General features: G+C 44.7%; 7 protein-coding genes. All 7 read left to right on the top strand.

All coding sequences use genetic code 11. The annotated features are described in order from the left end of the window. Window positions 1–193: 193 nt before the first annotated feature. The 7 genes from ACM5Q9_RS13995 (at window position 194) to ACM5Q9_RS14025 (ending at window position 12,701) form a co-directional block, all read left to right on the top strand. Window positions 194–643, top strand: coding sequence for a very short patch repair endonuclease (locus ACM5Q9_RS13995; RefSeq protein WP_418145353.1), 450 nt, complete (start codon window positions 194–196; stop codon window positions 641–643). A 55-nt stretch (window positions 644–698) separates the two neighbouring features. Continuing rightward, complete coding sequence (gene dcm, locus ACM5Q9_RS14000; protein ID WP_418145354.1) at window positions 699–2,066, top strand: DNA (cytosine-5-)-methyltransferase; 1,368 nt, start codon at window positions 699–701, stop codon at window positions 2,064–2,066. Between the two features lie 605 nt (window positions 2,067–2,671). After that, window positions 2,672–5,554 carry a sigma-70 family RNA polymerase sigma factor gene (locus ACM5Q9_RS14005; protein ID WP_418145355.1) on the top strand — a complete coding sequence of 961 codons (2,883 nt, stop codon included), beginning with the start codon at window positions 2,672–2,674 and terminating at the stop codon, window positions 5,552–5,554. Window positions 5,555–5,564: 10 nt separating this feature from the next. Next, the gene (locus ACM5Q9_RS14010; RefSeq protein ID WP_418145356.1) at window positions 5,565–7,055 is read left to right on the top strand and encodes an ATP-binding protein; all 1,491 of its coding nucleotides are present in this window, start codon (window positions 5,565–5,567) and stop codon (window positions 7,053–7,055) included. Then, window positions 7,052–9,943 carry a Z1 domain-containing protein gene (locus tag ACM5Q9_RS14015; RefSeq protein ID WP_418145357.1) on the top strand — a complete coding sequence of 964 codons (2,892 nt, stop codon included), beginning with the start codon at window positions 7,052–7,054 and terminating at the stop codon, window positions 9,941–9,943. The genes ACM5Q9_RS14010 and ACM5Q9_RS14015 overlap by 4 nt, the downstream gene beginning before the upstream one ends. After that, complete coding sequence (locus ACM5Q9_RS14020) at window positions 9,927–10,931, top strand: PD-(D/E)XK motif protein (protein ID WP_418145358.1); 1,005 nt, start codon at window positions 9,927–9,929, stop codon at window positions 10,929–10,931. Before ACM5Q9_RS14015 ends, ACM5Q9_RS14020 begins: the two co-directional genes overlap by 17 nt. Further along, on the top strand, window positions 10,932–12,701 hold the full coding sequence (locus ACM5Q9_RS14025; RefSeq protein WP_418145360.1) for an AIPR family protein: 1,770 nt from the start codon (window positions 10,932–10,934) through the stop codon (window positions 12,699–12,701). The last annotated feature ends 306 nt before the right edge of the window (window positions 12,702–13,007 follow it).

Consider the following 13,007-nt stretch of genomic DNA (forward strand, 5'->3'; position numbering starts at 1 on the left):
ACCTGCTTTCATTAAGGTGATATATGTTTGAAAAAATCTGGGGTGCTATTTTTAGCACGCTTTGCCTTTAATATAAGGGGTGATTAGCAATCCAATGTAGAAATAAACTCTATTTTTGTGATGTTATTCGGAATAAATTGATTTTTAATTGTCATTTGATCATGACACCTTGTTGATTCCCGGAGTACATTTTATGGATATAGTTGATGCAAAAACGCGCTCTAAAATGATGAGTCATATTCGCAGCAAGGATACAAAGCCAGAAATGGTGGTAAGAAAATACCTGCATCATAATGGATTCCGATTTAGGCTTCATTCTTCAAAATTGCAAGGACACCCAGACTTGGTATTACCCAAGTACAAAATTTGTATTTTTATTCATGGTTGCTATTGGCATCGTCACGAAAATTGCAAATATGCCTCAACTCCTCAAACCAGAAAAGAATTCTGGCTTCAAAAATTCAAAAACAATATTCAACGAGATATCGATGTTAGAGAAACGTTAATCTCTGATGGATGGAGAGTTATTGTTATATGGGAATGCGCTTTAAAACCCAAAAAAGCCCCTGAAACTTTAATTTGGTTATCCGATTTAATCTCATCTTTAGATTTTGATTATGTTGAATCCCCTTTATATGCATAAGGCTTTGGCTTGCTAGTCTCTAGTATTTTGTTTTGTATTCTAGCGCTTGGTACCCGTGATTGACTGGCGGCAGAGCCATGAATTTATCTATAAATTGATTTTTTATTTCAAATTTTTTAGTTCTACTTGTAAAAAAGGGACATTTATAGGAAAATTTTTCATTAAAATATTCCCAGAATTAGGATTTTTGTCAATGGACTCCAAAATTGCCTTGAGCAAAGCCATCGCTTTATATGGACGTGATCATGTTGCGTCAGAACTTGATATTTGCTTAAAAACCCTCAAAAAGTATGAATTAGGGGAGAGTCCAAAACCTGACTTGGTACTTAATGCAGCTTTAGGTCTTTTGTCCCGCTCACCCTCTATTGAACCGCTAGCTGAAAAGCGTTGGTTTCGCTTTATTGATCTTTTTGCTGGTATTGGTGGCATTCGTCGTGGGTTTGAATCCATCGGAGGACAATGTGTGTTTACATCCGAATGGGATGAGTATGCACAAAAAACCTACAAAGCCAACTTTTCAAATGACGCGCATCAGATTGCTGGTGATATCACTCAGATCCACACTGACAATATTCCTGATCATGATGTCTTGTTGGCCGGTTTTCCTTGTCAACCATTTTCGATTGCAGGCGTTTCTAAAAAGAACTCTCTTGGCCGATCACACGGTTTTGAATGTGATACACAAGGCACCTTGTTTTTTGATGTTGAACGTATTATTGCAAGTAAAAGGCCGCATGCATTCCTTTTGGAAAATGTAAAAAGCTTAAAAAGCCATGATAAAGGTAAGACATTTAAGGTGATTCAACACACATTGGAGAAAAAGCTTGGGTATCACATTGATGTACGCATTATAGACGCTAAAGGTTTTGTACCGCAGCATCGTGAGCGTATATTCATTGTGGGCTTTAGAGATGACACCGATTTCTCATTCGATCGTTTTACACCGCCTGCGCCTAACAGTAAAACTATGGCTGACATTTTACACCCTGAAGATGGTTCAGAGACACCTGAAAGTCCGTATACGGAAGGCGATAAAGCTTTAGTAAGTGATCGTTACACACTGTCCGATAGACTGTGGGAATACTTGCAAAGTTATGCTCAAAAACACAAAGACGCAGGTAACGGATTCGGCTTTGGTAAAGTCACGCCCTGTATGACAGCACGCACACTATCAGCACGATACTACAAGGATGGTTCTGAGATATTGGTAGATCGCGGCTACAACAAAAATCCACGACGTTTAACGCCTCGCGAATGCGCACGATTAATGGGTTATAGTGATAATTTAATCATCCCTGTATCTGATACGAGAGCTTATAAACAGTTTGGGAACTCGGTGGTTGTACCAGTGATTAGTGCAATTGCGCAGCTTATGGAAAGTCATATCAAAACCTCAATGGGCTTAAGCCAAAATAAAATTTGAGTTTTTTGTTGGGTCATTAAATTCCAACTCAAGAAATTTACATTAATTAGTACCACAGTCGCCCGCCGGTAGTCTTTACTCTCCCTATCAATGAGTCAAATCTATCCTTATTCAATGCATGGGTTATGTGTCACAGGTTACGAGTTATTACGGCGATGACTGATACCATGGATAACTCTATTGCTGCCAATGCACAAAATATCCATGTCAAAATTGCCCTGACTCATGATGACCTCACTTCTCTTCTTTGGGTAAGTTTGAACAAGGTTTGAAAACTGCATCAAGCTCACCTCACCTCACCTTTAAATGAGTGCTTCAGGTCAATGCAACAAGCTCCGGTTGCATGAATTGATGCATTTCACTATACTTGCTTACATTATAAAGGATTAAGGGTCTGAGGTATTTCCCGTAGCCTTGCATACAAGCATTAGAAATAACATTTTTTGAGACAAGCGTTTTTCTCTTTGAGACGAACACTTCTCTCTCAATTGTCCACATAACCTGCTGTAAGTGTGCAGGTTGCGTGTAGCAAAAATGATGACCGGGGGAAATTTGTACACTACAGATCATCAATCATTAGTTTTTGATATAAATTTGAACTTGCAATGACAGGATATGTATCCGGAGCTTCACAACCCCTTGGAAGACTATTTAAGATTGCTGTCTCGATGGGTATCGAATCAGCAGTGAAATTGCACATTGCTCGCGGTGACGACCTCGAACGCCGTGATCAACAAGGGCTTACACCTTTAATGATTGCAGCATCGCGCGACCGGGCGAATATTTGCAAGTTGCTCTTCAATGCTGGAGCGGATGTATTAGCGGTAGATTTGGCTGGTCGAGATGCTTTGACGATTGCTCGCGAATGTAAGGCTTGGGACGCAGCGGAGGTAATATCCCAGTATGTTGATAAGGCAGTTGAGGAGCAGCATTCTTTTAATACTTCTACTGTCGTCTGTGATATTGAGCCATTAGCGACTGTTCCATCAGACTTGCCTATCTGTACTGATTCGAATGTACCATTAGAGCCTGATGCTGATATTTCTTATGCGTCGCACGATGTGGGAGAGAATGCTTCCGTCTGTTTTTCTAGCGACGAAGTCCCTCCCATGGTTATATCGCCGGTAACGAAATTAGAAGAAAGTCCTCTCCTGCTGGAAGGCACCAAGGACGAGAGGCCTGAGGTTTTGCTGCCTTTTTGGGATGAGACACAGCATAAAGCTGCTTTATCTTCCTCTTTTGGAATTGGCTTGGATGAAACTGTATCAAGTGGTATTCAGGTGCTTACTCCATGTTCAGAGTTTCCTACTATAGAGGGTAATAGTAGCCGTGAAGCCAATGCTATTGAACCAATCATCGAGGACCAGCAATTCATTACATTTCCAGAGAATTCTCCATTACCTATAAGTGTGCCGGTCCAAGAGTCGAACATTACTTCGAAAACTCTCAATAGCGGTTTGTCAAGCATTGTTGAGCTGACTTTTGGTGACTGGGAGGCAGAAGAGGTTATCGAGCCACCTTGCGATGATCCACGTTTTGCTTATATAGAAAAAGAACGTCAACTAAGCATTGACAGCCACAAGCCTGTTGAGGACAGAGTATTCTGGGACGAACTTGATGTCTTTCTACCGCAGCAGGCGGTGCCACTATTGCGCGATGAAAATCAGGAATTTCGGACGTCATTACGAAAATTGTTTCTACGCGCAATACGTGAGGGCAGCATACCTCGTTTAGCAATTGATCGTATCTTGGCGGAACAAGGAGATGAGTATGACGTGCGTGTCGAGGTGGGGATCGAATGGACTCTTGGAGCCATGGGTGCCGACATCGACAGTCGTCTCGAGTTTCTTTCTAGGATTTGCGAGAAGAATTTTGAGGTGTTTATTGATCCTGTTGAAACTGAGGATGAAGAGGCACAGTTAGATGAGGCACTCTTATATTTTGACGGATGGATAGCCGAGAGGAATGATTCATTGCGGTTGTATCAACGTGTAGCAAGTAAGATCCCCTTGTTATCTGCAGAGCAAGAAATCGATTTGGCTAAAAAGATGGAGGACGCTGTAGTATATGCCTTGGACTCTTTGGCCATGTGGCCTCAAGGTTTACGTAGTTTACTTGATGAGGTCGAGTCAGCGGGTAGCTCTGGTCTTGCATATATAGTCGATACAGTTAATAACATCGGTGATGATACTGAAGCTGTCGACGATGCTGAGGAAGTTAACGCCCCTCCAGAAGTCAATCTCAATTCTGAAGAGAACAAGCTGTTTTCCGAGAGCATGGATGAGGATCAATTAAGCATCATAGAAGATCCTGTCGAAATATTTTCCCGAATTCGGTTGCTTGTCGAGAAACCGATTAATGACTCAACGGTCACGATGATTCGTGCAGACCTCGATCGTTTATCTTTCAAAAGATCATTCTTGATCAAAATGGAACAGTTGGCTCAGCACAATAAACATCCCGCTGCTTTGACATATCGGCAATCGATTACTAATCTTGTTTCTGCTCGTAATAACATGGTCCAAGCCAATTTGCGCCTTGTTATGAAGCTTGCTTGGAGCCATGTACGTTACGGTTTACCAATTGAAGATTTGATTCAGGAGGGCAATATTGGTCTGATTCAGGCCGCTGATAAATTCGACTGGCGAAGAGGCTATAGGTTTACAACGATGGCAACTTGGTGGATCAAGCAGAGGATAGGGCGAGGTATTGCCGATACTGCGTTTGATATCCGTTTACCTGCTCATATGTACGAAAAAATGTCACGTGTCCGTTCTGTTATTGAGTCTTTAGAACGTCTGAGTGGAAAAACTTTATCAATATCGGAAAAAGCTGAAATTAGCGAATTCTCGCTGGCTAAGTTTGAATTGGGTGCTCGTGCGCTATCTGAGCCGTTATCAATCGAAGAGGCAGAGCAAGATAGTAGCTTTAACTCAGTTGAGTCTCAAACGCCCTTCACGCTTTTAGCCTTACTGCAAGAGGAAAAAATAGTTAAAGAGATGCTTGCGCAGCTTAAACCTAGAGAAGCATTGGTGCTCCGGCTACGTTTTGGAATTGACGTTTATGATTCTTACACGCTGGAGCAGATAGGAGAAAAACTGGAAGTTACTCGCGAACGGATTCGTCAGATTGAGGCGAAAGCGCTACGAATACTCAGATCAACTTCTCGTCTTGAATTAGCATCTAAAATTCTTGGACGAACCTTTTCAAGACCTACGGCGATAACTGAGAAAAATAAAACTGAGCAACGAAATGCCCTTGTCGCCGAAATTGCATCTGATCTTCTGTATGTATCTGTCTCAAATGAACATGACAATGTCTCCCCTGCTGCACTGAATACAGTTGATATTTCGACAGCAAGCACAGTCGCTGATTTTGAAAGTACGGATGTGCATTGGCAATTGGAGTTTGCGAATGCAATGTCTAATACAACTTCAGCTCAAAAAGAAGAGGGACAGGTCTCTCGTAAACTCGAAAACCAGGATTAATGTAGAAAATATGAGTGAAATTCGACAAGCCCCACCACGAGCGAGTTCGATGCTCGAGTCCTTGCGAGGGATGGGCTACTCAACTGGAACTGCAGTTGCTGACATAGTCGATAATAGTATTTCAGCTGGAGCTTCGCGTGTCGATATACAGTTCACCTGGGCTGGTAAGGCCAGTCGTGTAGCCATTCTAGACAATGGTCGTGGAATGAATGACATGGAGCTAGAAAACGCCATGACTCTTGGTGATAAAAGTCCGCTTGAGTTACGAGCTGATGGTGACCTTGGGCGATTCGGAATGGGATTGAAAACTGCGTCTTTTTCCCAATGCCGTAGATTGACTGTGGCGAGTACAACTAGTGAATCCCGTTCTTGCTTAAGGTGGGATCTGGATGAGATTGCGCGAAACCCTGAAATTGGGTGGGCACTTCATGAAGGTCCTGCATCGGGTTCTGAAGAATTCATCGCACCAGCATTGCAGCAACCTCATGGATGTTTGGTTCTATGGGAGGAGCTGGATCGAATCATTACTAAAGCCTTCTCAGTGGATCACTTCTTAGATTTAGTCGATGAGGTGGAGCGCCATCTTGCCATGGTGTTTCATCGAATTATCGAAGGTCCGAAGCCAGCTTTATTCCTGACAATAAATGGGCATGCTGTTGTTCCTTGGGATCCCTTCATGTCAGGACACGTCGCGAAGCCTTGGGAATCCCCAATTGCACGTAGAATGACAGAAGCAGGACAAATCTCTGTTCAATGTCATGTGTTACCTCATAAGGATCGCCTCAGTATTGAAGAGTTTAATCACTATGGTGGACCCGCTGGCTGGACTGCACAGCAAGGTTTCTACGTCTACAGGAATAAGCGACTTTTAGTGGCTGGAGGCTGGTTGGGTCTTGGGCAGGGCCGTGCCTGGAACCGTGAAGAGGCTTATCAGCTTGCTCGAATTCAATTGGATATTCCGAACATTGCAGATGCCGCATGGAAAATCGACATTCGTAAATCATCTGCGCGGCCACCCGTAGCAATCCGGCCTTGGCTTAGTAAGCTTGCTGCGGACACTCGTGAACGAGCTCGTCGTGTGTTTGCCTATCGATCAACACCTAAATCACGATCTATATCGTCGTCAATTGAGTTGGCATGGCGAACTGAACATACTAAAGCCGGTGTGAAATATCGCATTGAACAGCAGCATCCCGCTGTAGCAGCTGTCCTCAGTGCCTGCGAAACACATTCCGAACTTATACAAGCAATGCTTCGTATCATCGAGGAAACAGTCCCTGTTCAACGAATTTGGCTCGATACTGCTGAGGCGAACGACACACCACGACTGGGCTTTTCCGGTGAGCCAAGCGCTGAAGTACAGCACGTACTTGTAGCCTTATTTAACGACATGGTTATTCGAAGAAATATGAGCGAGGAGCGTGCGCGAATGACCTTGGCTGCGACAGAACCATTTCAAGATTACCCATCCCTAGTTGCTAATTTGCGGCTTGAAGCTTGAATACAATTCATGAGGAAAAGATGAGCCTACCCGACAACATGCAAATGAATATTATATCTATAGCGCAAATCCTGCTTCAAAATGCCCAAGGGGAGACAATGCGCTCACCGAGTGCAATTGCTGCAAGTGTCCAATTGGCAGCTAAGACTCTAGGAGTTTCCCCTGACAGCTTTAATGAAGAGAATGCTGTCGCAGAACTGGTACGGAGATTTAGCCATTGGGTTCCGAATGATTCTGCTTTAAGCGACCCTAGTGGACATGAGGATTGGTTTCAGCCATCTATCAAAAAGGATTGGCGCTATTGGCCGCGTCTACAACGCTATATGGAACGTTCTCTTGCAATAGATGTTGTCGGGGCTCTTGACCGATCTACAGATGGGATTCTTGCGCAGCTTGAGGACCCAAAGCGTGAGGCTCCGTGGGATCGTCGTGGTTTGGTCGTAGGCCATGTCCAATCTGGTAAAACCAGCAGCTATTCAGCCCTTATCTGTAAAGCAGCGGACGCTGGCTATAAAATTATCGTCGTGCTCGCTGGCATGCATAACAACCTTCGGTCTCAAACACAGATTCGCCTTGAAGAGGCTTTTCTTGGTTATGAAACATCTCCTAATCGTGATCCAGGTAACCCCATTGGAGTTTTTTTTGAGGATCGAGATCCAAATATCCACCCCAACTGTGCAACCTCCCGCGATGATAAAGGTGACTTTAATGGAGCGGCAGCGAAACGGTTTTCTATCTCACCTGAACAGCGACCTTGGCTGTTTGTAGTGAAAAAGAATAAGTCAGTGCTGGAAAGATTGCTGAAGTGGATGCGAAGTAATCATGTAGCAAATGCAACTGACCCAGATACAGGGAGAAGGGTCTCAACCAACCTACCACTACTTGTTATTGACGATGAAGCAGATAACGCATCAATAGACACTGGGGAACAAGAGTTTGATGAGAGTGGTATGCCTGATCCAGAACATGAACCCAAGACTATCAATAGGCTCATTCGAAGTATTCTGGATACATTTGCCAAGTCAGCGTATGTTGGATACACAGCAACACCATTTGCCAACGTTTTCATTCACCGCCGTGGTAAAACAACAGATGAGGGTGAAGACCTTTTTCCTCGCTCGTTTATACGAAATTTGGCGGCACCATCAAACTATGTCGGACCCACTCGCATTTTCGGGCTGACGAGAGATGGCAGTGAGCGGGAGAAAGGGCTTCCTCTTGTTCGTGAGTTTGATGATCATGCGACAGCAGAAGATTGTGGTTGGATGCCCACCAAGCACAAAAAAGATCACATCCCGACATATCAAGGGGAGGATACGTTGCCTCCTTCATTGCGTGAAGCCATCCAATCCTTTCTTCTGACTTGTGCCGCGCGTGTTTGTCGTGGTCAGAAAGCAAAACACTGTTCGATGTTAGTGCATGTTACACGCTTTACCCTTGTTCAAACGCAAGTCCGGCGACAGGTTGAAGAATATGTGAAGTGGATAACTCAACGACTAGTACGCAAAATTGATGACGGCGTATTGCTTACCCAGCTGCAAGAACTTTGGGAATCTGATTTTGAATTAACTCATAATGCAATTCGAGAGTCTGTGCAGGAAAGTGATTGCCCATCTCACATTCCGTCATGGGAAGAAATTTTTGTCGCTCTGCCGGATGCAGCAGCCGATATTGTTGTTAAGACAATTAACGGCTCAGCAAAAGACGCACTCGACTACATTGAGAAGGATGCTACTGGTCTAAAAGTGATAGCCATTGGTGGTGATAAACTCTCACGTGGTTTGACACTTGAAGGCTTAACGACAAGTTACTTTGTTCGCACGACAAAGATGTACGACACGCTTATGCAGATGGGACGCTGGTTTGGTTACCGTCCTGGTTATCTAGATCTATGCAGACTGTATACAACTTCAGACCTTGTCCGTAATTTTAAGCTTATTGCTGACGTTGCTGAGGAGCTCCGGCAAGAGTTTGATGCCATGGTGGAGGTAGGGGCTACGCCTGATAAATATGGCCTCAAAGTAGCTTCGCATCCAAGCTTGTTGGTTACATCACCAATGAAGATGAGAACGGCACGCACTGTAAATCTTTCTTATAGTGGGTCACTAACCCAAACCATCACATTCCCTACGGACGTAGCATTGCTGCAAAATAACCTTGATGCCGCCGAGCAACTAGTCTTGGAAATGGGTGAACCAACAGTTTCAGGGTTATCGCAGGATCGTCCATATGGACTGGAACGTTGGGATAACTCTTGGTTGTGGCGTGATATCGAGTCAGAGAAAGTTAAAGATTTTCTTCATGCTTATGCGTCTGTGTCTGGTATAGAACGAGCAAACGGCACAGTCATGGCAGAGTTCATTGACAAGATAAACAAGAAGGGTGAGCTTAATTTATGGTCAGTGGCACTTGTTGCTGAGGGTCGCTCAGGCGATGAAGAAGATGCATATCTTTTTGCTGGACGCTTTAAAGTGAAAACCATGCCCATGCGCTCACTAAAATACAGTGGTAAAGGTTTCTCCATTGGTGTATTAACTGAGTCTAAAGATGAAAGGATTGATATTGGAATAGAAGAGTGGAAGAGTGCCCTTGAGTCAACTATCAATTCTTGGAAACGAGAGGGTTCTAGAGATCGGCCAGAACCAGTGAATCCTAGCGGACGCTCTTTACGCAATTTAAAATCAGCTGCCAAATCTAGTGCCCGTCATCGAGGATTGCTTTTACTCTATCCGCTTTCACCAACTCCATTTAAACAACGTGCTGTAGCAGGCTGGAATAAGCCGATTATTGGATTTGCAGTAAGCTTTCCTTCGAGTGATCAAGAGGTTTCTGTTGAATATAAAGTCGATCATCTGCTATGGGAGGAGCAGTATGAATCTGCCGAATGATGAACTCACGCTTGCTTGGCGTTCACTTGCGGCCTTTGGTGAGACAGACGAGGGTTGGCGTGGCATAAACGTATCACCAGCGGGAGTAACGTTGGTACGTGCAGGTCTCCGCTTCCCTGGGGGATTAGAGGCCATCCTTATCCGGTTTTCAATTTCGTCACTCCCTATGATCACAAAGCTGCCTGAAGGTGGAGGTTTTTTCATTGAACGAGCTTCGGTTGAAGACAACGTTGCTTGGATTGCCTTGACAAGGCGCGAGTTAGCCAACCTTGATTTGTTTACAGCAATGGCTAGTGATATCGTGACAGCACTATCCTCTTGTCCTGCATCGGATGAACGTAAAGCACTGTCGATACTCTTGGGAAGGGTTAAGGCATGGCAAGAGTTTATGCGCAAGGGTGGGGAACCTCTCAGCTCAGAAGCAGAAATAGGCCTTTTTGGCGAATTGGTTTTGCTACGTGCAATTTTGGATGAAAAGATTGATGCTGCAATTGCATGCGAGGCATGGCATGGTCCAATGGATGGGCTGCGGGATTTTGAGCTTGGAACCGGAGGACTTGAAGTCAAAAGTACGTTGTCCTCAGTTGGTTTCCCTGCTCGTATAGGAAGACTTGAGCAGTTGGATGATACAGATCGTCAACCGCTTTTTCTTGCTGCAATAAGACTGTCACAAACACATACAGGAGCTTCCTTGCCAGAGGTCGTCGAAATTACTCGTGATATAGTAGCTGGAGATATGGAAGCGGAGCGACTACTTGCAGAACGGCTGGTAGCGTGCGGCTATCAAGATTCACACTCCGGCCACTACAGTCGACGATTTAACGTCGTCGAAATTAGGATTTTTCGTGTTGGGGAAAAATTCCCTCGATTGACACCATACTCAGTGCCCAGTGGTGTGAAGCAAGCGACATACGAGATAGACATAGACCAAGCAACCGCGGAAATGGTCGACCTGTCAAATGCGCTCGTAGAATTAAAGGTAATTTAAATGGAACTTATCGATTTCTTGCGTGAAACCCAATTAGGAGTTCGTGCTCAAACTGACGACGGTCAACCCTACGCAGAAAGTGCCTTTACCGAAATTGTGATGCAGCATATGGCCACAATTGGAATGGCGAATGAGCCAGAGCCCATACATTTCTCGCGCAGGGTTGGGAATGCCAACGTGCGCTTAAGTGGTTACGCAGTGTCTGAAGAAGGAGAGGAACTGGATTTGTTCGTTAGTCTTTATGAAGGTGTTGATGAGCTTGTTACAGTCCCTGATTCGGAGACCAAGACATCTGTGGAGCAATGTTTACGCTTCCTGAAACTTTGTGTTGAGGGTAAGCTCGCGGACAAGCTCGATCCTTCAGATGAGGTTCGTATCCTTGCTGAGCTAATTCAGAACCTATACAACGAACTCGAACAGATTCGCATTTACGTCCTTACAGATAGAGTGGCAAAGACACTGCAATTTAAGCCAAGGGAGATCGGTGGTAAAACTGTACACCTTGAAGTCATGGATATAGCAAGGTTGCATCGCCACTGGTCTGAGGGAAAACCTCGGGATGAGTTGACTGTCGACTTCACCGAGGTTTCTGGTGCTCCTTTGCCTTGTGTTTTCGTTCCAGGGGACGAAGAGGGTTACGATTACGCGCTGACAGCTATACCTGGTGAGGCGCTGCGACTACTTTATGAAAAATTCGGATCACGACTGCTGGAGGCTAACGTACGGTCCTTTCTCAGTATCAAAGGAAAGGGAGTCAATGCAGGGATCCAGAATACGTTGCGTACTGCTCCAACTAGATTTATGGCCTATAACAATGGCATTGTGGTTGTTGCTGACGAAATACGGCTTGGTGATGCAGGTGGTGGCACACCCGGTATAGCTTGGTTGCGTGGCTTACAAGTGGTGAACGGTGGCCAAACTACAGCCTCAATATACTTTACTAAGCGCAAGTATCCTGAGGTCGATCTTTCTCGTGTACGCGTCCCTGCAAAAATTATTGTCATGAAGATCCAAGAGCCTGCACAAGAAGAGGCATTGGTGGCGGACATTTCAAGATTTGCCAATAGTCAGAATGCGATTAGGCAATCTGATTTATCAGCTAACAAGCCTTTCCATATTGAGGTAGAGCGTCTTTCCCTGTCGGTGTATTGTCCTGATGGTCGTAGTCGTTGGTTTTATGAACGCGCAGCCGGTAGTTACAATACACTTCTGGCAAGGGAAGGAACCACTCCAGCAAAATTGCGGGCCTTGAAAGAAGCCATTCCTCCGTCACGACGTATCACAAAGACGGATTTGGCTAAGTACCTCGCTTCTTGGGACAAGCGACCTGACATCGTAAGCCGCGGTGCACAGAAAAATTTTGAGCAATTCATGGCTACAATGTCTGAGCAGGATAGAGCCGAAGCATCTTTGCCGGATGTGGCTGAATATAAGCAGATGATTTCTAAAGCAAAACTTTTTCGGGATATGCAGAAATTGATACGTCCGATGTTCCCAGCCTTTCAAGCTAACGTTGCGGCTTACACATTCTCATTGGTTGCGGACCGGATTGGTGATCGAATTGATCTCAATCGAATATGGATGTCGCAGGGTGGTTCACAACAACTGATGAATCAGATCGCTCGCTGGGCTCGTGAAGTGTATGAGGTCTTAAATCGTACAGCAAACGGTAGAATGCTGTCAGAATGGGCCAAGAAACCTGAGTGTAAAGAGGCTGTATTTTCTGCCGTTTACTCTTCGCCTGACGAATCGATTCCAGAACTTAATTGAATCTATAGCCGAATGGCCAGATTAAGAGACTTCACACTAATCACCGTGTCCACTTAATTATGAACCGCAGATGAAAGGCTTAGCTAAGATTGGTTAGTCTGTATCAATCACTTCAGTGTAAGCATCCGGTAAAACCACCGTAACTGTCCGGTAAAGGGTAATGCTCCGCCCAGTGCCGTCTTGAATTTCCTCGTAGAAAAACGACAATAGGTTCCAATCTATTTTTAGGTTGGAACTTATGAACAGCACTCACACTTCTACAGACGCGTACCGGCGTCTTTCTCGCCGTCATTTCACCAAAGATTT

The organism is Advenella sp. RU8, from assembly GCF_048381675.1.
Classification (GTDB): Bacteria; Pseudomonadota; Gammaproteobacteria; order Burkholderiales; family Burkholderiaceae_B; genus Advenella.